Annotated in this window: 17 protein-coding genes; 13 read left to right on the forward strand and 4 right to left on the reverse strand. The window is 70.8% G+C overall.

Annotated elements, in window-relative coordinates; translation table 11 throughout:
- Positions 1 to 237: 237 nt before the first annotated feature.
- A complete protein-coding gene (ftsH, locus tag ACWD4A_RS06830) occupies positions 238 to 2,229 on the forward strand; it encodes an ATP-dependent zinc metalloprotease FtsH (protein ID WP_451190309.1) in 1,992 nt (663 codons plus the stop codon).
- Positions 2,230 to 2,371: 142 nt separating this feature from the next.
- Positions 2,372 to 2,977 (forward strand): GTP cyclohydrolase I FolE, encoded by a 606-nt coding sequence (gene folE / locus ACWD4A_RS06835; RefSeq protein ID WP_451190311.1) that lies wholly within the window; start codon positions 2,372 to 2,374, stop codon positions 2,975 to 2,977.
- A gap of 111 nt (positions 2,978 to 3,088) precedes the next feature.
- Here folE and ACWD4A_RS06840 read toward each other — a convergent pair whose 3' ends face one another.
- Entirely contained in the window at positions 3,089 to 4,198 is a 1,110-nt protein-coding gene (locus ACWD4A_RS06840) for an alpha/beta hydrolase (protein WP_451190313.1), read from the reverse strand.
- 168 nt (positions 4,199 to 4,366) lie between these two features.
- On the opposite strand from ACWD4A_RS06840, the gene ACWD4A_RS06845 reads away from it, so the two are divergent.
- The 6 genes from ACWD4A_RS06845 (at position 4,367) to ACWD4A_RS06870 (ending at position 9,588) form a co-directional block, all read left to right on the forward strand.
- Positions 4,367 to 6,217 carry a phosphatidylglycerol lysyltransferase domain-containing protein gene (locus ACWD4A_RS06845; protein ID WP_451190315.1) on the forward strand — a complete coding sequence of 617 codons (1,851 nt, stop codon included), beginning with the start codon at positions 4,367 to 4,369 and terminating at the stop codon, positions 6,215 to 6,217.
- A gap of 157 nt (positions 6,218 to 6,374) precedes the next feature.
- Positions 6,375 to 7,301, forward strand: coding sequence for a dihydropteroate synthase (folP, locus tag ACWD4A_RS06850; RefSeq protein ID WP_451190317.1), 927 nt, complete (start codon positions 6,375 to 6,377; stop codon positions 7,299 to 7,301).
- The gene (locus ACWD4A_RS06855) at positions 7,298 to 7,777 is read left to right on the forward strand and encodes a nuclear transport factor 2 family protein (protein WP_451190319.1); all 480 of its coding nucleotides are present in this window, start codon (positions 7,298 to 7,300) and stop codon (positions 7,775 to 7,777) included. Before folP ends, ACWD4A_RS06855 begins: the two co-directional genes overlap by 4 nt.
- Before the next feature lie 316 nt (positions 7,778 to 8,093).
- Positions 8,094 to 8,453 carry a dihydroneopterin aldolase gene (gene folB / locus ACWD4A_RS06860; protein WP_451190321.1) on the forward strand — a complete coding sequence of 120 codons (360 nt, stop codon included), beginning with the start codon at positions 8,094 to 8,096 and terminating at the stop codon, positions 8,451 to 8,453.
- Positions 8,450 to 9,043: a 2-amino-4-hydroxy-6-hydroxymethyldihydropteridine diphosphokinase gene (gene folK / locus ACWD4A_RS06865; protein ID WP_451190323.1), complete on the forward strand. Its 594-nt coding sequence runs from the start codon at positions 8,450 to 8,452 to the stop codon at positions 9,041 to 9,043. The genes folB and folK overlap by 4 nt, the downstream gene beginning before the upstream one ends.
- Positions 9,044 to 9,093: 50 nt before the next feature.
- Positions 9,094 to 9,588: a DUF3180 domain-containing protein gene (locus ACWD4A_RS06870; protein WP_451190325.1), complete on the forward strand. Its 495-nt coding sequence runs from the start codon at positions 9,094 to 9,096 to the stop codon at positions 9,586 to 9,588.
- A gap of 255 nt (positions 9,589 to 9,843) precedes the next feature.
- Here ACWD4A_RS06870 and ACWD4A_RS06875 read toward each other — a convergent pair whose 3' ends face one another.
- Complete coding sequence (locus ACWD4A_RS06875; protein WP_451190327.1) at positions 9,844 to 11,013, reverse strand: ABC transporter ATP-binding protein; 1,170 nt, start codon at positions 11,011 to 11,013, stop codon at positions 9,844 to 9,846.
- 128 nt (positions 11,014 to 11,141) lie between these two features.
- Here ACWD4A_RS06875 and ACWD4A_RS06880 point away from each other — a divergent pair, with 128 nt between their 5' ends.
- From ACWD4A_RS06880 to ACWD4A_RS06895, 4 genes are all read left to right on the forward strand, one after another.
- Positions 11,142 to 11,870: an ABC transporter permease gene (locus ACWD4A_RS06880; protein ID WP_451190329.1), complete on the forward strand. Its 729-nt coding sequence runs from the start codon at positions 11,142 to 11,144 to the stop codon at positions 11,868 to 11,870.
- Positions 11,870 to 12,574, forward strand: coding sequence for an ABC transporter permease (locus tag ACWD4A_RS06885; protein ID WP_451190331.1), 705 nt, complete (start codon positions 11,870 to 11,872; stop codon positions 12,572 to 12,574). Before ACWD4A_RS06880 ends, ACWD4A_RS06885 begins: the two co-directional genes overlap by 1 nt.
- 94 nt (positions 12,575 to 12,668) lie before the next feature.
- Positions 12,669 to 13,658, forward strand: a complete 990-nt coding sequence (locus tag ACWD4A_RS06890) for an ABC transporter substrate-binding protein (protein WP_451190334.1) — start codon at positions 12,669 to 12,671, stop codon at positions 13,656 to 13,658.
- 75 nt (positions 13,659 to 13,733) lie between these two features.
- Positions 13,734 to 14,879: a hypothetical protein gene (locus ACWD4A_RS06895; protein WP_451190336.1), complete on the forward strand. Its 1,146-nt coding sequence runs from the start codon at positions 13,734 to 13,736 to the stop codon at positions 14,877 to 14,879.
- Positions 14,880 to 14,928: 49 nt separating this feature from the next.
- On the opposite strand, the gene ACWD4A_RS06900 is transcribed toward ACWD4A_RS06895, so the two are convergent.
- Positions 14,929 to 16,080, reverse strand: coding sequence for an NADH-quinone oxidoreductase subunit D (locus ACWD4A_RS06900; RefSeq protein WP_451190338.1), 1,152 nt, complete (start codon positions 16,078 to 16,080; stop codon positions 14,929 to 14,931).
- A gap of 12 nt (positions 16,081 to 16,092) precedes the next feature.
- Positions 16,093 to 17,109, reverse strand: a complete 1,017-nt coding sequence (locus ACWD4A_RS06905; protein WP_451190340.1) for an SAM-dependent methyltransferase — start codon at positions 17,107 to 17,109, stop codon at positions 16,093 to 16,095.
- 121 nt (positions 17,110 to 17,230) lie between these two features.
- Here ACWD4A_RS06905 and ACWD4A_RS06910 point away from each other — a divergent pair, with 121 nt between their 5' ends.
- The gene (locus tag ACWD4A_RS06910) at positions 17,231 to 18,427 is read left to right on the forward strand and encodes a sensor histidine kinase (protein ID WP_451190411.1); all 1,197 of its coding nucleotides are present in this window, start codon (positions 17,231 to 17,233) and stop codon (positions 18,425 to 18,427) included.
- Positions 18,428 to 18,445 lie beyond the last annotated feature (18 nt).

Raw genomic sequence — 18,445 nt, forward strand, 5'->3', positions numbered from 1 at the left:
GGACGGGGCCCTCCAGCGCGCGGGAACCGATGCACGGTTTCCGCCGTTGGAGCAGGGGAAGGCGGGTTGGTTGACCGCCTGCGGCGGCGTCGGGTGACAATGCTGGGGTACCGTCCGAAGGTCAGTCTTTTCAATCTTTTTCAAGGTCGAGCAGAACACCGTACGCACAGGCACCCCTGACAGGGGCGGCCGTGCCTCACTGTGGCAGGAGGGACGGGGCGCTCGCGCCCCGTATGGATGGACGTGAAGCGCTACTTCCGTGGGCCGGTCATGTGGATCGTGCTGGCCGTCCTCGCCGTGGTCGTGTTGATGCAGGTCGTCGGCTCGTCCGGCGGCTACAAGTCGGTGGACACCAGCCAGGTCGTCAACGCGATCAACAAGGACCTGGTGAAATCGGCCGAGCTGACGACCGGCGACGAGAACAAGATCAAGGTCGAGCTCAAGGACGGCCAGAAGGTCAAGGGCTCCAGCAAGATCCAGGCGAACTACATCGGCGACCAGGGCGTCGACCTCGCCAAGACCCTGCAGGCCAAGGCCGACTCCAAGCAGATTTCCGACGGCTACAACGTCTCGACGTCGAAGCAGAACCCGTTCATCGGGGTGCTGCTCTCGCTCCTGCCGTTCGTCCTGATCGTCGTGGTCTTCCTGTTCCTGATGAATCAGATGCAGGGCGGCGGCTCCCGAGTGATGAACTTCGGGAAGTCCAAGGCCAAGCTGATCACCAAGGACACCCCGAAGACGACCTTCGCCGATGTGGCCGGGTCCGACGAGGCGGTCGAGGAGCTCCACGAGATCAAGGAGTTCCTCCAGGAGCCGGCGAAGTTCCAGGCCGTCGGCGCCAAGATTCCCAAGGGTGTGCTGCTCTACGGCCCGCCCGGTACGGGCAAGACGCTGCTCGCGCGCGCCGTCGCGGGCGAGGCGGGCGTCCCGTTCTACTCGATCTCCGGCTCCGACTTCGTCGAGATGTTCGTGGGTGTCGGCGCCTCGCGTGTCCGTGACCTCTTCGAGCAGGCCAAGGCCAACGCTCCGGCGATCGTCTTCGTCGACGAGATCGACGCCGTCGGCCGGCATCGCGGCGCGGGCCTCGGCGGCGGTCACGACGAGCGCGAGCAGACCCTCAACCAGCTGCTGGTCGAGATGGACGGCTTCGACGTGAAGGGCGGCGTCATCCTGATCGCCGCCACGAACCGCCCCGACATCCTCGACCCGGCGCTGCTGCGCCCCGGCCGCTTCGACCGCCAGATCGCCGTCGACCGTCCGGACATGCAGGGCCGTCTGGAGATCCTCAAGGTTCACCAGAAGGGCAAGCCGGTCGCCCCGGACGTCGACCTGTCGGCCGTCGCCCGCCGCACCCCCGGTTTCACCGGTGCCGATCTGTCGAACGTGCTGAACGAGGCCGCCCTGCTGACGGCCCGCAGCGACAAGAAGCTGATCGACAACACCATGCTGGACGAGGCGATCGACCGTGTCGTGGCCGGACCGCAGAAGCGGACCCGGATCATGAGCGACAAGGAAAAGAAGATCACCGCCTACCACGAGGGCGGTCACGCCCTGGTCGCGGCGGCGTCCCCGAACTCCGACCCGGTGCACAAGATCACGATCCTGTCCCGCGGCCGCGCGCTCGGCTACACCATGGTCCTCCCCGACGAGGACAAGTACTCCACCACGCGCAACGAGATGCTCGACCAGCTGGCGTACATGCTGGGCGGCCGTGCGGCGGAGGAGCTCGTCTTCCACGACCCGACCACGGGTGCGGCCAACGACATCGAGAAGGCCACCGCCACGGCCCGCGCGATGGTCACGCAGTACGGCATGACCGAGCGGCTCGGCGCGATCAAGTTCGGCTCCGACAACAGCGAGCCGTTCCTGGGCCGTGAGATGTCGCATCAGCGCGACTACTCCGAAGAGGTCGCCGCGCTGGTCGACGAAGAGGTCAAGAAGCTCATCGAGACCGCGCACAACGAGGCGTGGGAGATCCTCGTCGAGAACCGCGACGTCCTCGACAACCTGGTTCTGGCCCTCCTGGAGAAGGAGACGCTGAACAAGGAGGAGATCGCCGAGGTCTTCAAGCACATCGTGAAGCGCCCGGCCCGCCCGGCGTGGACCGGTTCCTCCCGGCGCACGCCGTCCACCCGCCCGCCGGTGCTCTCCCCCAAGGAGCTCGCCCCGAGCAATGGCGGCCAGCCCGTGGAGCAGGTCGACCTCCCGGACGACACCCGGGAGCTCTGAGCCCGGCACGGTCCGTGACCGGTCCGGCATCACAGGGCCCGGAATGGAAGCCGCGTCCCCCAGGTTATTAGCCTGGGAGGCGCGGCTTTCCGCTTTGGGCGACCGCTGCCGGACCGTACGTACGAGAGAACGAGGCAACTCCATGACCGACCCGGTGACGCTGGACGCCGAGAACTCCATCGGCGCGTTCGACGAGAAGCGCGCCGAGAACGCCGTCCGCGAGCTGCTTCTCGCGGTGGGCGAGGACCCGGACCGGGAGGGCCTGCGGGAGACACCGGCCCGGGTGGCGCGAGCCTACAAGGAGATATTCGCGGGCCTCTGGCAGGAGCCGGAGGACGTGCTGACCACCACCTTCGACCTCGGTCACGACGAGATGGTGCTCGTCCGCGACATCGAGGTGTACAGCACCTGTGAGCACCACCTGGTGCCCTTCCACGGAGTCGCGCACGTCGGCTACATCCCGTCGACCAGCGGCAAGATCACGGGCCTGTCGAAGCTGGCCCGGCTGGTGGACGTCTACGCCCGCCGCCCGCAGGTCCAGGAGCGGCTCACCACGCAGATCGCGGACTCGCTGATGGAGATCCTGGAGCCGCGCGGTGTGGTCGTGGTCATCGAGTGCGAGCACATGTGCATGTCCATGCGGGGCATCCGCAAGCCCGGCGCCAAGACGCTGACCTCCGCCGTACGCGGGCAGCTGCGCGACCCCGCGACCCGCGCCGAGGCCATGAGCCTGATCATGGCCCGCTGACGGCCCCGCGCGAAGAGCCGAAGAAGAGCCGAAGAAGAAGAGCCGAAAAAGAGCTGCCCGCCGCGGCCGAAGCCGGGCGGGCAGCTCTGCTGTGTTCTGGCCGGGAGGGCGTCACGCGCTGAGGCGGCTGCCCATCCACTGGAGGGTGCCGGGGATCTCACGGCGCCAGGTGTTGAAGTTGTGGCCGCCCACGTCGAGGATCATCGACGAGACGCGGGTGGGGTGGTGCGCGGCGGCGGCGATGAACTTCTTGGTGTCGCCGTAGTTGTCCTCGCCCTGCTTGCTGCTGGTCACGAGGAGGGAGACGGGCGGCAGCGACTTGTTCTTCAGCCGCCACATCAGGTCGTTCTCCTTCTCCAGCTGCTTGTTGCCGCCGAAGAGGGAACCGGTGGTGGCGTCCTGCTTGGCGTCGTAGTAGCCGGACAGGGCGGCGGCGGCACCGTAGGAGTCGGGGTGGCGCATGGCGAACTTCAGCGCGCAGTAGCCACCGGTGGAGTCACCGATCACGCCCCAGTTCGCGGCCTTCATGCCGATGCGGTACTGGTCCGAGAGGGCCTTGCGCAGATCCTTGGTGAAGAAGGTCTCGGTCTGCGGGCCGCCGGGTATGTCGATGCACTCGGTGTCGCGCGGCGGGGCCACGGTCGGGCGCATCATCACCAGGATGGTCGGCTGCATCTTCTTGGCCTTGGCCAGCTTCTGCGCCTCCTGCGGGTAGTGCAGGCCCTTGATCAGCGCCTCGGCGGTGCCCGGGTAACCGGTCAGCACGACGGAGGCGGGAAAGGTCTTGTTGGCGAACTGCGGCTGAAAGTACTCCGGCGGCAGATAGACATAGGCCGGGCTGGCGATCTTGGACTCGGAGCCCTTGATGTTGACCTTCTCGACCTTGCCCGCGATCGACGGCACCGAGCCATGGCCCTTGACCTGCTGGATGCCGACCACCTGGACCGGCTTGCTGCCCGCGCTGTGGTCGACGACCACGCCCTGGCCCTTCTCCAGACCGAAGAGGTCGGCCCAGGAGGCGAAGAAGCCGAAGGACTGGTTCGCCCAGAGGCCGATCGCGGCGAACAGCGTCAGCTGGGTGGCGAGCATCATGCCGAAGCGGCCCAGGACGGAGCCGACGGTCTTCTTGCCCAGACGGGGCCAGAGCCAAATGGTCAACGCGAAGAGCACTACCGCCGCCGCGATGGCAAGCAGCAGAACCGCCATGCTGGTGAGACCCATGAGGTGCTTTCTGCCGAGCGGCCCGCCGCGGGCCGCGAAATGGTTACTTCTTTCCGGGCTCGGCCCCCGGCGGAACCTCAACCCCGAAACCGTCGTCCTACAGGGCGCACATTGTCCGGGCGCTGCCAACAGAAGGCGCAGGACCACTCGACAGGACGACGGGAAGAGATGTCTGTCAGGGTAGATGGCAAAAAGTCCGATGGGGTTCCCGAGGGAACCAAGCGACTGTCGAGGCTTGCGCGTATCGCCAAGGGGCCACGGCCCGAGAACGTGCCGACCGTGGTGGGATGGGTCGGCATCATCATCGGCCTGCTCAACATCGCCGCCGGTGTCTTCCCGAGGGTTCGCTGGAGCAAGTTTCACACCTGGGCGGAGGTTCTGCCCGGTACGGTGACGCAGCTCGCTGCGGCCGGCTCCATCGTCGTCGGCATCCTGATGCTGATGCTGGCCCACGGCCTCATCCGCGCCAAGCAGCGCGCCTGGATGGCCGCCGTCGTCGTCCTGCCGATCGGTGCGGCCGCCCAGCTGATCTACCGCCACTCGATCATCGGCACGATCCTGTCGCTGGTGCTCTTCGCCTACCTGGTCTGGCACAAGCCCTCCTTCACGGCCCTGCCCGACCCGCGCAGCCGCTGGAAGGCGGTGGCGAACTTCATCATCATGGGTGGCGTCAGCTTCACCCTCGGCTGGGTCATCGTCGGCTCGCAGTACCGGCAGATGGTCGGCAACCCGTCGGTCATCGAGCAGATCGAGCACGTGATCTGGGGCCTCTTCGGCTTCGAGGGCTCGATCCGCTACCGCCACGGCGTCGACTACGTGGTCGGCTACTCCCTCGGCGCCCTCGGCCTGCTGACCGTCGCCACCACCGCCTACCTGGCCTTCCGCCCGGCCTACCCGGCGCCCGTCCTCACCGAGGACGACGAGGACAAGCTGCGCGACCTGCTCGCCAAGCACGGCGACCGCGACTCGCTCGGACACTTCGCGCTGCGCCGCGACAAGAGCGTCGTCTTCTCCCCGTCGGGCAAGGCGGCCGTCTCGTACCGCGTCGTCTCCGGCGTGATGCTCGCCAGCGGCGACCCGATCGGTGACGTCGAGGCCTGGCCGGGTGCGATCGAGCAGTTCATGACGCTCGCCAAGCGCCACTCCTGGACGCCCGCCGTCGCCGGGTGCAGCGAGACCGGTGGCGAGGTGTGGACCCGCGAGACCGGTCTCGACGCGCTGGAGATGGGCGACGAGGCGATCGTCGACGTGGCCGACTTCACGCTCACCGGCCGCTCCATGCGCAACGTCCGGCAGATGGTCAAGCGCATCGAGCGCAACGGCTACGTCACCAAGGTGCGCCGCGTCGGCGACCTGTCCGCCGAGGAGCTGGAGAACGTCCAGAAGGCGGCCAACGCCTGGCGCGACACCGAGGACGAGCGCGGTTTCTCCATGGCGCTCGGCCGGATCGGCGACCCGAAGGACCTGGACGCGATCATCGTCACCGCCCACAAGGACCCGGAGGAGGGCGAGGAGCCCGGCTCGTTCGGGGACCTCAAGGCGATGCAGCACTTCGTGCCGTGGGGCAAGGACGGCATGTCGCTGGAGCTCATGCGCCGCGACCGCAGCGCCGACCCGGGCATGAACGAGCTGCTCATCGTCGCCTTCCTGCAGGGCGCCGGCGAGATGAAGATCAAGCGGGTGTCGCTGAACTTCGCGTTCTTCCGCTCCGCCCTGGAGCGCGGCGGCAAGCTGGGCGCCGGCCCGGTGGTGCGCGCCCAGCGCGGCGTGCTGGTCTTCCTCTCGCGCTGGTTCCAGATCGAGTCGCTCTACAAGTTCAACGAGAAGTTCCGGCCGCGCTGGGAGCCTCGCTTCATCGTCTTCCCGAACAACCGCGACCTGCCGCGCATCGGCTTCGCCATGATGCAGGCGGAGGGCTTCCTGGAGCTGCCGCGCCTGCTGCGCCGCCGCCCCGCCGAGCCCAAGGAGATCGTCGACGACGAGAAGGTCTCCGCCTCGGAGGTCACGCGCGCCGCGTGACCGTACGGCACGAGCCCTTGAGGCCCTGCCCGTCCGCGCCCTCCCCGGAGGGTGCCGACGGGCAGGGCCTCGGTCATATGCCGGGGCGGCCGCGGTTCCCCGCGATCCGCCGCCGGGCGGGCGGCGCGCCCTTCGCACCACGCCCTAGGCTGGTGCCATGAGTACGTTGCGCGGTCGGTTCGGGCCCGTCGGTCTCCCGGAGTGGGACCGCTGTGCGGTGATGGGTGTGGTCAACGTCACGCCCGATTCGTTCTCCGACGGCGGCCGCTGGTTCGACACCGACGTGGCGGTCAAGCGGGGCATGGACCTGGTCGCCGAGGGCGCCGACCTGGTCGACGTGGGCGGCGAGTCCACGCGGCCGGGCGCGACCCGGGTCGACGAGCGCGAGGAGCTGCGCCGGGTGATCCCGGTGGTCCGGCAGCTGGTGTCCGAGGGGGTGGTGGTGTCGGTGGACACCATGCGCGCCTCGGTCGCGGAGGCGGCCGTCGAGGCGGGCGCGGCGCTGGTCAACGATGTGAGCGGGGGCCTCGCCGACCCGGCGATGGTGCCGGTGGTGGCCACGGCCGGGGTGCCGTTCGTGGTGATGCACTGGCGCGGCTTCAGCGAGGGCATGAACGGTCTGGCGGTCTACGGGGACGTGGTCGGCGAGGTGCTCGGCGAGCTGCGGCAGCGGCTGGACGCGGTGGTCGCCGCGGGCGTGGACCCGGAGCGGCTGGTGGTCGACCCGGGGCTGGGCTTCGCCAAGGGTGCCGATCACGACCTGGCGCTGGTCGCGCAGCTGGCCCGGTTCCGCCGGGAGCTGGGGCTGCCGATGCTGGTGGCCGCTTCCCGCAAGCGTTTCCTGGGCAGCGTGCTGGCGGAGGCCGGTGGCACTCCGCCCCCGGCCAGGGAGCGGGACGCGGCGACGGCGGCGGTGACGACGATCGCCGCGCGCGACGGCGCGTGGGCGGTGCGGGTGCACGAGGTGCGGGCGAGCGCGGACGCGGTGCGTGTGGTGCGGGCCGTGGACCGGGCGGCGGAGACGGCAGGGGTGGCGATGGCGGCAGAGGCGGCGGGCGCCGAGCGCGCCGAGGGGGCCGAGTGAGCGCGGCCCGTACGGACGGCGAGCAGGTCGAGCTGGCGAACACGGCGCTGTACGAGGCGGTGGAGCGCGGCGACACGGCGGCCATGGGGCGGCTGTGGCTGGACGACCCCGGTGCCGAGGTGTCCTGTGTGCATCCGGGCTGGCCGGTGCTGCGGGGCCGGAACGAGGTGCTCCGCTCGTATGCGCTGATCATGGCGAGCACCGACTACATCCAGTTCTTCCTGACGGACGTCGAGGTCTCGGTGGCCGGTGACACGGCGCTGGTGACCTGCACGGAGAACATCCTCAGCGGGGGGCCCGCCGAGGAGGAGGGCGAGCTGGGCCCTCTGGTGGGGCAGCTGGTCGTGGCGACCAACGCCTTCCGGCGGGTCGGCCGGGAGTGGAAGGTGTGGTCGCACCACGGCTCCCCGGTGCTCGCGGGCCGGGAGGACGAGGAGGACGGCGAGCGGGACGGTCCGGAGGGCGAGGCCGCGTGACGTCAGCACGGGGCATTCGGAGGCCACTCGTTCGGGGTGCTTGCCCGCGGTGCAGGGGTGAGGCGCGAAACGGGGGGTAAGCGCGGCGCGACCCGTCGGCGGCGCCGGGGTTCCTTGTCCGTAACACTCTGGAGTGTCCGTAAAGATCCGTAAATGTCGCTGGATATCTGTACCACCCCGTGACGTCCATGTGCGAGCGCTGTCGGTGCTCGCAGGTAGATTCGAAGTGGGTACCCCGGCCGACGGGGGGACGGGCGATGTGCCGGTGGCTGCCGGCGCGCACTCGCCATACCGACGACCAGCAGGAGTGATTCGTGTGGATCGTGTCGCGCTGCGCGGCCTGAAGGCCCGCGGGCACCACGGGGTGTTCCCCCGGGAGCGCGAGGAGGGCCAGACCTTCATCGTGGACCTGGTGCTGAGTCTGGACACCAGGGCCGCCGCGGCCACCGACGACCTCGCGAAGACGGTGCACTACGGCGTGGTGGCGGAGGAGGTCGTCGACGTCGTCCAGGGCGAGCCGGTCGACCTGATCGAGACCCTCGCCGAACGGATCGCCCAGGTGTGCCTCAAGCACGAAGCGGTGCGGGAGGTGGAGGTCGTCGTGCACAAGCCGGACGCCCCCATCACCGTGCCTTTTGACGATGTGACGATCACGATCACCCGGAGCCGAGTATGAGCAGCAGCGACCCGACCGTGCAGCCGGTGCCCGCCTCCGTCGTGGAGCAGGTGGATGCCGCGGACATGACCTTGAGCAATCCCAAACGCGCCGTGATCTCGCTGGGCAGCAACCTGGGCAACCGGCTGGAGACGCTCCAGGGCGCGATCGACGCCCTGGAGGACACGCCCGGCCTCCGGGTCAAGGCCGTGTCCCCGGTCTACGAGACGGAGCCGTGGGGCGTCGCGCCGGGCAGCCAGCCCTCGTACTTCAACGCCGTCGTCCTGGTGAAGACGACCCTCCCGCCGGACTCGCTGCTGGAGCGCGGGCACGCGATCGAGGAGGCCTTCGAGCGGGTGCGGGACGAGCGCTGGGGCCCGCGCACCCTCGATGTCGACATCGTCAGCTACCAGGACGTCGTCTCCGACGACCCCGTCCTCACGCTGCCGCACCCGCGCGCCCACGAGCGCGCCTTCGTGCTGGCACCGTGGCACGACGTCGACCCGGAGGCCGTCGTCCCGGGGCGCGGCGCGGTCGTCGAGCTGCTGTCCGCGGTCGGCCTGGACGGGGTCGCGCCGCGGGTGGATCTGGAACTCCGGCTGCCGGAGTAGGCGTTGGGTCCAGGGAGACAGGCGATGAAGGGCGACAGGGGAGCGAACCGGTGAAGCAACTGCGGGTCAGGGTGCTGGCCGGGCTGTTCGTCGTGGCCGGGGTGGTGTCCTGGGCGGGCGCCCGGCTGTGGGACGCCTTCGGCACGCTGCCGAGCGTGCCCGTGGCGGCCCCCATCGTGCTGGCGGTGATCGCCGTGGTGCTGGCCGCCACGGCGATCAACCTGCGCTCCCGGCTGCGGGCGCAGCGCGAGCGGCGCCCCGGGGCGAAGGGCGTCGATCCGCTGGTCGCCGCGCGCGCGGTGGTCTTCGGCCAGGCGAGCGCGCTCGTCGCGGCGCTGGTCGCCGGCATGTACGGCGGCGTGGGCGCCTTCCTCCTGATGGCCGGGCTGGACAACAATCCGGCGCGGCGCGACCAGACCATCTACGCGGGCGCGTCCGTTCTGGCGGGCGTCTGCGTCGTGGTCGCGGCCTTTTTCCTGGAGCGGGTCTGTCGCCTGCCGGAGGACGACGACGAAGCGGGCGGGCCGGGGTCGGCTCGCGCCTAGTTTTTCCCCAGCCCCGCCCCTTCCCGAACCGGGGCTGCGCCCCGGACCCCGCAACACGGCTTCGCCGCGTTGTCCTCAAACGCCGGACGGGCTGGATTTCGTGGACCGTGGTCCGCACACTGCGGGCCCGCAGGCTCAAGGCCACGGTCCGCACAATCCAGCCCGTCCGGCGTTTGAGGACGCGGCCGCAGGCCGCCACCGCCGCAGGCGGCGAACGACCCGCACCCAGGAGACAAGCCCGCCGCAGGCGCAGGGCTAGACGTCCGCCACGGTCTCCACGGACACCTCCGCGCGAGCAGCGCCCGTCGCATCGGCCGCCGTCGACCGCCGCAGCGCCTCGTGGAGGCGGGCGGGGGTGAGGACGCCGAGGAAGTGGTCCGCGTGGTCGCCGTCGAGGACTGCGATCCATCCGGCGTCGTGCTGGAGCATCGTGCTGAACGCCTGCTTGAGCGACGCCCCCACGGGCACCCACGCGTCCATGCGCCGGGAGCGGTCCCGGACCGTACCCCCGGTGGCGTCGGCGAGCGCGTCCGCCGAGACCCAGCCGTGCAGCTTGTCCGCGCGGTCCAGGACCACCGCCCAGCGCGCCCCTTCCGCGCCGAGCCGGTCTGCCGCGCCGGCCGCGTCGTCGTCGAGGTGGACGACGGGCGGCTGTTCGAGGTCGCCCGACTCGACGGGGGTGACGGAGAGCCGCTTGAGGCCCCGGTCGGCGCCGACGAAGTCGGCCACGTACGGGGTGGCGGGCGCTCCGAGCACGGCCGCCGGCGGGTCGAACTGCTCGATGCGGCCGTTGCCGTAGACCGCGATGCGGTCACCGAGCCGGACCGCCTCCTCGATGTCGTGCGTGACGAACAGCACCGTCTTGCGCACCTGGGACTGGAGCCGCAGGAACTCGCTCTGGAGGCGCTCCCGCACCACCGGGTCGACCGCGCCGAACGGCTCGTCCATCAGCAGGACGGGCGGGTCGGCGGCCAGCGCGCGGGCCACGCCGACGCGCTGCCGCTGTCCGCCGGAGAGCTGTTCCGGGTAGCGGTCCCCGTAGACGGCCGGGTCGAGTCCGACGAGGTCGAGGAGTTCGGCGGCGCGGGCGCGGGCCTTCTTGCGCTGCCAGCCGAGCAGATGCGGGACGGTCGCGGTGTTGTCCAGCACGGTCTTGTGGGGGAAGAGTCCGACCTGCTGGATGACGTAGCCGATCCGGCGGCGCAGGGCGACCGGGTCGACGGTGGCGATGTCCTCGCCGTCCAGGAAGATCTGGCCGCCGGTCGGTTCGATCAGCCGGTTGACCATTTTCATGGTGGTGGTCTTGCCGCAGCCGGAAGGTCCGACGAGCGTGACCAGTTCGCCCTCGGCCACCTCGAAGGACAGGTCGTCCACGGCGGTGGTGCCGTCGGCGTAGCGCTTGGTGACGTGCTCGAAGCGGATCATGGTTCCCCATTCTGGCCGTACTCGCTCCTGACATTGTTGCCGTTGTGTGGCGCCCGGCTCGAATGTCAGTGCCCGGGGTTAGGGTCGCCAGTAACCGACGGTCAAGGCCAAGGGGGAGGTGAGAGCGTATGGCGGGGCAGAACTGCCTGGTCACCAACGAGTGGATCTGCGGCGAATATCTGCGGACCCGCGGCCACGAGCTGACGGACGCCACGCTCCAGCACATCGGGATCACGCTGGCCTCGGTCGCCATCGGTCTGCTCGTCGCCTTCCCGCTGGCGCTGCTGGCCCGCAGATGGCGCGCCGCCGCGGGCCCGGTCCTCGGGCTGACCACCGTGCTCTACACGGTGCCGTCGCTGGCCATGTTCTCGCTGCTGGTCCCGTTCTTCGGGCTGTCGGTGTCGGTCGTGGTCACCGGCCTGGTGCTCTATTCGCTGACGGTCCTCGTGCGGAACATCCTGGCCGGGCTCGGCTCGGTGCCCGAGGAGGCCCGCGAGGCGGCGCGCGGCATGGGCTACGGGCCGCTGCGGCTGCTCTTCGGGGTGGAACTGCCGCTGGCGCTGCCCGCCCTGATGGCGGGTCTGCGGATCGCCACGGTCTCCACCGTCTCGCTCACCACGGTCGGCGCGATCATCGGCTACGGCGGCCTGGGCAATCTCATCTACGAGGGCATGCACAGCTACTTCAAGGCGCAGGTGCTCACCGCTTCGGTGCTGTGCGTGGCGCTGGCGATCGTGGCCGACCTCGCGCTGCTGTTCGTGCAGCGGCTGCTGACCCCCTGGGCGCGCCTCGGCGGGCGGGCGAAGCGGAGCCGCGGGGGCGCGGGCGAGGGCCTGGCCGCCGAGGGGGCCGCCTGATGGGCGTCATCGACCGCACGTGGACGTGGCTGACCACCGGGTCGCACTGGTCCGGCACCGACGGTGTGTGGCACCGGCTCGGCGAGCATCTGTTCCTCACCGTCGTCTGCCTGGCGATCTCCTGCGCCATCGCGCTGCCCGTCGCGGTGCTGCTGGGGCACGTGGGCCGGGGCGGCGCCCTCGCGGTGAACATCTCCAACGCGGGCCGTGCCGTGCCGACGTTCGCGGTGCTGGTGCTGTTGCTGCTCAGCCCGCTGGGTACGCATGGTTCATGGCCGACGATCATCGCCCTGGTGCTCTTCGCGATCCCGCCGCTGCTCACCAACGCGTACGTGGGGATGCGCGAGGTGGACCGGGACGTGGTCGAGGCCGCCCGCGGCATGGGCATGACCGGTCGTCAGCTGATCGCCAGGGTCGAGCTGCCCCTGGCCTTCCCGCTGATCGTCACCGGGGTGCGCACGGCCGCGGTGCAGGTCGTGGCCACCACCACGCTCGCCGCGCTGCCGGGCGGCGGCGGCCTCGGCCGGATCATCACGGCCGGCTTCCGGCTCACCGACACGGCCCAAGTGGTGGCGGGCGCCCTGCTGGTGGCGGTGCTCGCGCTGCTGGTCGAAGGGGCGCTGGTGGTGCTGGAGCGGCTGCTGGACCCCCGTCGGCGCCGTGCCCGCCCGCCGGTCGCCGCTCCGGCGGGCGGCCCGGCGTGACCCGGCCGCTCCACGGAGGCCGCCCCGCCGCGGTGACGACTGATCAAGGGCATCCGGGCGTACCGGACGTTCGACCGACTGGATGGAGTTCACGATGAGCAGGACCCCGTGTCGAGCGCGGACCACCCGCGCCCTGCTGGCGGCGGCCGGCGTCGTCACCCTGACGGCGGGGCTCGCCGCGTGCGGCGGCGACAGTCTGGAGAAGTCCGGTGGAGGGGGTAATTCCGCCGCCGGTGGTGAAGGATCGCTGGTCATCGGATCGGCGTCCTTCACCGAGTCCAAGGTGCTCGCGGAGATATATGCCGGGCTGCTGAAGGACGCCGGATATTCGACGTCCGTCAAGACCGTGGACGCCCGCGAGCTCTATGAGCCGGAGCTGGAGAACGGCAAGATCGATGTGGTTCCGGAGTATGCCGCCACACTCGCCGAATTCCTGAACAAGAAGCAGAACGGCAAGGATGCGCCGGCCGTCGCGTCGGCCGACGCCGATGCCACGGTGAAGGCGCTCCGTAAACTCGCCGAACCCCGCGGCCTCAAGGTGCTGGACGCGGGCCGGGCCGTCGATCAGAACGCCTTCGCGGTCACCGCCGAGTTCGCCGCGAAACACCAGCTCAAGACCCTTTCCGACCTGGGCAGGGCAAAGGAGAAGGTCAAGCTCGCGGCGGGTGACGAATGCCCGCAGCGGCCTTTCTGCCAGCCCGGTCTGGAGAAGACCTACGGCATCGCCGTCACCGGTATCGACCCGCTGGAGGTCGGCAGCACCCAGGCCAAGCAGGCGGTCAAGTCCGGCAAGGACCAGATGGTGCTGACCACCACCACGGACGCCACTCTCGAGCAGTTCGGCCTGGTCCTGCTGGAGGACGACAAGAAGCTGCAGAACTCCGACAACGTGCTCCCCGTGGTGAATGCCAAGAAGGCCGGCGCGCAGAAGATCGCCGATGCCCTCGGCAAGCTCAACAAGGTACTGACCACGGCCGATCTCACCGAACTCAACAAGAAGGTGGACGCACAGCGGCTCAAGCCCGCCGATGTGGCGGCTCAGTACCTCAAGGACAAAGGGTTGCTGACGGGGGAGAAGAAGTAGGAGAGAAGTAAGATCAAGGGAAGAGTTTGGTGGTGGAGTCACACTCCTGAGGCGACGCACGGTAAGTTTCAGGCCATGCCACGAGGACGCCATCGCCATTCACCCGCCCTGCACAGGCTGCTCCCCCCGACGCTGGTCGCCGCGACATCGGTCGCTGCCGCTTCCGGCGCCTGGGTGGTAGGTGAAACGGTCGTCATCCGGGGCCTCGCCGCAGCGGCTGCCGCCGCCGCGGTGTTCGGCGCCGTGCTGACGCGCCGTTGGGACCGCTCCGCAGGAAAACGGGTCGCCCAGCTCACCGCCGCCCAGGTGCGCGAGGAATGGAAGACCGACGAGCGCATCGCCGAACTCGAGAACGAGTTGGAGGAGACCCGCGCCGGCCGGGCCAGGCTGGAGACCAAGTTGCGCGGCAAGCGCGCCGAACTGGCCCGGCTCCGTACCGAACACGCCGACCTGCTGCGCCGTTACGCCGCGGCGGAGACCGGCCGGGCCAGCGCCCTGGAGAGCCGCCGTCAGGCGCGCGGCGCGAAGAGCGCGGCGGGCCAGGCGAACGCGAAGACGCCCGACGCGGTGCGGACGGCCGGGACGGCCGGGACGCCCGTCGACGCGACCGCGTACCGCGCCGCCGCGGATGCGCTGCGCAACCTGGAGCTGAAGGCCGCCGAGCGTGCCGAGGCGGTCACGGCCGTGACCGCGGCCGCGGACGCCGGGAGCGGCAAGGCGGCTGTCCCCACGGCCCCCACGCCCCCCGCAACGGACGCGAAGCCCGCCGAGGACGTCAAGCCCGCCAAGCCCGTCAAGCCGGCCAAGTTCGTCAGGGTCGGCGAGATCGCCGAGATCGTCAGGGACAGCAAGGCTGTTGAGGCCGGCAAGACGGTCGAGGCCGTCAAGTCCGTCAAGTCCGTCGAGGCGGCCAAGGACGCCCCCGTCGCGTCCGTCGCCGCCGCCATCGTGCCGCAGCAGGCTCCCGCACGGCGGCCCGCGTCCCGTACGCAGGGCGGGTTCGACTTCTTCGGCACCCAGCGGCCTGCGGCGCGGCCCGTCGAGGAGACGGACCTGGCGGACGTCGTGGGCGAAGAGGCGCTCGCCGAAGCCGAAGCGGAGGCAGCGGCGGAGGCGGAGGCCGGTGGTGACGCCGGTGCCAAAGAGGGCGTCATCGACCTGACCGCGCACGACGAGACGGAGCAGATCGACGTCGTCGGTCTGCGGAGCGCGATCTCGTAACCCGGGGTTCCCCCGGTTCCGGTCCCGGGCTCGCGGACGCCACTCGGCGCTACTTGTCGATGTCGCCCACGACGAAGAACAGCGAGCCCAGGATCGCGACCATGTCCGCGACCAGCGTGCCGGGCAACAGCTCGGTCAGCGCCTGGATGTTGTTGTAGGACGCCGACCGCAGCTTGAGGCGGTACGGCGTCTTCTCACCCTTCGACACCAGGTAGTAGCCGTTGAGGCCGAGAGGGTTCTCGGTCCAGGCGTACGTGGCGCCCTCGGGCGCCTTCAGCACCTTCGGCAGCCGCTGGTTGATCGGGCCGGGCGCGAGCTCCGCGATCCGGTCCAGGCAGGCCTCCGCGAGCTCCAGCGAGTTGTGCGTCTGCTCCAGCAGGCACTCGAAGCGGGCCAGGCAGTCGCTGTCCTCGCGCGTGACCACCTTCAGGGTGTCCCGCAGCTCCCCGTACGCGAGGTACGGCTCGTCGCGGCGCAGGTCGAAGTCCACCCCGGACGCGCGGGCGATCGGCCCGCTCACCCCGTACGCGTGCACGGCCTCGCGCGACAGCACGCCGACGCCGCGCGTGCGCCCCCGGAAGATCTCGTTGCCGAGCACCAGCCGGTCGTAGACGTCCATCCGCGAGCGGACGTCGGCGACCGCGTGCCGGGCCCGGCCCAGCCAGCCGGCGGGCAGGTCCTCCTTCAGGCCGCCGACGCGGTTGAACATGTAGTGCATCCGGCCGCCCGAGACCTCCTCCATCACCGTCTGGAGCTGCTCGCGCTCGTGGAAGGCGTGGAAGACCGGCGTGATCCCGCCGAGTTCGAGGGGGTACGAGCCGAGGAACATCAGGTGGTTGAGCACCCGGTTCAGCTCGGCGAGCAGCGTCCGCGTCCACACGGCGCGCTCCGGGACCTCCATGCCGAGCATCCGCTCCACGGCGAGCACGACCCCGAGCTCGTTGGAGAAGGCCGACAGCCAGTCGTGGCGGTTGGCGAGCATGACGATCTGCCGGTAGTCGCGCGCCTCGAACAGCTTCTCCGCGCCCCGGTGCATATAGCCGATGACCGGCTCCGCCTCCAGGACCCGCTCCCCGTCGAGGACGAGCCGCAGCCGCAGCACACCGTGGGTGGACGGGTGCTGCGGGCCGATGTTGAGCACCATGTCGGTGCTCTCCGCCGCGCCGCCGATGCCGACTGTCGTCTCAGAGGTAGGGGCCATGGGAACAGTTTGTCAGCCTTCCCCGTCCGGGTGCCCGTGGGCGGGCCCCAGCAGCCCGGCACAGGCGTCGCCGACCGGCTGCACGAGCCAGCCGAAACCGCCCAGCCCGGCCGGGGCCGTCAGCTCCGCCGCCTCGCCCGCCGCGCCCAGCGCCCGTACGTAACCGGCCGGATCGGACGAGGCGAGCGACAGGGGCGGACGGCGGCCGTCCACACCGAGGGCGTGCAGGGCCTCCCGCTGGGTCAGCAGGGAGCTGCCGGGGCCCGCGCAGGCGTCCAGGGCGACGTGCGCGGTGATGTCGCACGAACCGTCCGGCACCGGCCGGACCTCGCGGCCGTCCCGGAACCCCGCCAGCGTCCCGAACGGCGGCCGCCCGGCGCGCTCGTGCGCGTAGTCGACGGCTACCGCCAGCCCGGACCGCAGGCTGCCCACGGCCCGCGCCCAGGCGGCGTCCCGCGGACCGCCGATCTCGGCGCGGCTGCCGGGCGGCGCCCCGTCCAGCGGCCACCAGCGGGCGAGCCAGGCGGCGTCCGCGCCCGACACGGGCGCGCCGAGGAGTTCCTCGCCGTCCTCCTGGACGAGCACTTGGCGCGCGGTGCCCTCCGCGTCCGCCTCGGCGACGTCCACCGGCACGTTGTCCAGCCACTCGTTGGCGAAGATCAGCCCGTCGACGCCTTCCGGGACCGTGCCCAGCCAGGTGACGCGCTCGTCGAGCCCCGGGGGGCGCCCGGCGCGTTCCACGGCGTACGGGCGCAGCCGTGCGCCCAGTTCGGGCCCGGTCCGCGCGAGCACTCCGGTCAGGAGCTCGCCCCGGCCGGCGCCGACATCCGTGAACGCCAGTTCCGCCGGGTGCCCCAGCGCCTCGTCGACCCGCCGCAGCAGTTCCGCTACGGCTCCCGCGTAGAGCGGCGAGGCGTGCACGGAGGTACGGAAGTGCCCGGCGGGGCCCTCGGGACGTCGGTAGAAGCCCTTCGGGCCGTAGAGGGCGCCCTCCGTGGCGGCGCGCCAGGTTTTGGTTCCGCTTGCCATACGCACACGCTATGCGCCCCGGGCGGGCCAGCCGCCTCCACCTTGGGGAGTAGGCGGGGCGCCGTCGGATCGATCGTCCGGTTGACCCCGGCACGTACGCGACATGCCTACGCTGGGTGACGTGCAGCGCCTTTACGACTTTCTCCGCAGGCACCCGACGGGTGTGGACTCCTCCTGGGCTCTGCTGCTGTTCTGCATGAGCGGGCTCGCGGTCGCCGAACAGTCGGGCAGTGCCCTCCACCGGCTCGGCGGCGCCGCCGTCTCGATCGCGCTGTGCCTGGTGATCGCCCTGCGGAGGCGGGCGCCGGAGAAGATGCTGCTGCTCACCATCGCCACCGGCGTGGTGCAGCTCGTGCTCGACATCCAGCCGAACGTGTACGACTTCGCGATGCTCGCGATCGTCTACACGGTCGCTTCCGGCCATGTGAAGTGGGCCTCACGGCTGGCGCTGATCGGCGGCCTGCTGGCCCCTTCGCTCGCCACGCTGCGCTGGATGCACGACACGGACGTCTTCCGGACCGGGACCACGGCGGTGCTCCTGACCATCCCCTTCGTCCTCGCCTGGGTGATGGGCGACTCGATGCGCACCCGCCGCGCGTACTGGGCGCAGCTGGAGGAGCGCGCCGAGCAGCTGGAGAAGGACCGCGAGCAGCAGGCGAAGCTGGCGGTCACCGCCGAGCGCGCGCGCATCGCCCGCGAGCTGCACGACGTCGTCGCGCACAACGTCTCGGTCATGGTGGTGCAGGCCGATGGCGCCGCGTATGTGCTGGACGCCTCGCCCGAACAGGCCAAGCAGGCCCTGGAGACGATCTCCGGCACCGGCCGGCAGGCCCTGGCCGAAATGCGCCGGCTGCTGGGCGTGCTGCGCACGGACGAGGGCGGCGAGGGCGGGGAGTACGTGCCGCAGCCCGACGTGGAGCAGATCGGCGATCTCGTCGAACAGGTGCGGCGCGCGGGCCTGCCGGTGGACTTCCGGGTGGAGGGCGCCGCGCGACCGCTGCCGAGCGGCGTCGAGCTCACCGCGTACCGCATCGTGCAGGAGGCGCTCACCAACACCCGCAAGCACGGCGGGCCGGACGTCGGCGCGAGCGTGTGCCTGACCTACTTCGACGACGGGCTGGGACTGCTGATCGAGGACGACGGCCGGGGCGCGCAGCACGAGCTGTACGAGTCGGGCGGCGCCGACGGCATGGGCCACGGCCTCATCGGCATGCGCGAGCGTGTCGGCATGGTGGGCGGCACGCTGGACGCGGGGCCCCGGCACGGCGGCGGCTTCCGGATCAGCGTCCTCCTGCCCGCCAAGCCGGGCGGCCGCTGACCGCCCCGCACCGCTGCT

It is taken from the genome of Streptomyces sp. NPDC002537, from assembly GCF_053594975.1.

Excerpts from the sequence above, each read along its gene's own strand:
- ftsH (WP_451190309.1), top strand. The coding sequence starts at position 238 with ATGGACGTGAAGCGCTACTTCCGTGGGCCGGTCATGTGGATCGTGCTG.
- folE (WP_451190311.1), top strand. The coding sequence starts at position 2,372 with ATGACCGACCCGGTGACGCTGGACGCCGAGAACTCCATCGGCGCGTTC.
- ACWD4A_RS06840 (WP_451190313.1), bottom strand. The coding sequence starts at position 4,198 with ATGGGTCTCACCAGCATGGCGGTTCTGCTGCTTGCCATCGCGGCGGCG.
- ACWD4A_RS06845 (WP_451190315.1), top strand. The coding sequence starts at position 4,367 with ATGTCTGTCAGGGTAGATGGCAAAAAGTCCGATGGGGTTCCCGAGGGA.
- folP (WP_451190317.1), top strand. The coding sequence starts at position 6,375 with ATGAGTACGTTGCGCGGTCGGTTCGGGCCCGTCGGTCTCCCGGAGTGG.
- folK (WP_451190323.1), top strand. The coding sequence starts at position 8,450 with ATGAGCAGCAGCGACCCGACCGTGCAGCCGGTGCCCGCCTCCGTCGTG.
- ACWD4A_RS06875 (WP_451190327.1), bottom strand. The coding sequence starts at position 11,013 with ATGATCCGCTTCGAGCACGTCACCAAGCGCTACGCCGACGGCACCACC.
- ACWD4A_RS06880 (WP_451190329.1), top strand. The coding sequence starts at position 11,142 with ATGGCGGGGCAGAACTGCCTGGTCACCAACGAGTGGATCTGCGGCGAA.
- ACWD4A_RS06885 (WP_451190331.1), top strand. The coding sequence starts at position 11,870 with ATGGGCGTCATCGACCGCACGTGGACGTGGCTGACCACCGGGTCGCAC.
- ACWD4A_RS06890 (WP_451190334.1), top strand. The coding sequence starts at position 12,669 with ATGAGCAGGACCCCGTGTCGAGCGCGGACCACCCGCGCCCTGCTGGCG.
- ACWD4A_RS06895 (WP_451190336.1), top strand. The coding sequence starts at position 13,734 with ATGCCACGAGGACGCCATCGCCATTCACCCGCCCTGCACAGGCTGCTC.
- ACWD4A_RS06900 (WP_451190338.1), bottom strand. The coding sequence starts at position 16,080 with ATGGCCCCTACCTCTGAGACGACAGTCGGCATCGGCGGCGCGGCGGAG.
- ACWD4A_RS06905 (WP_451190340.1), bottom strand. The coding sequence starts at position 17,109 with ATGGCAAGCGGAACCAAAACCTGGCGCGCCGCCACGGAGGGCGCCCTC.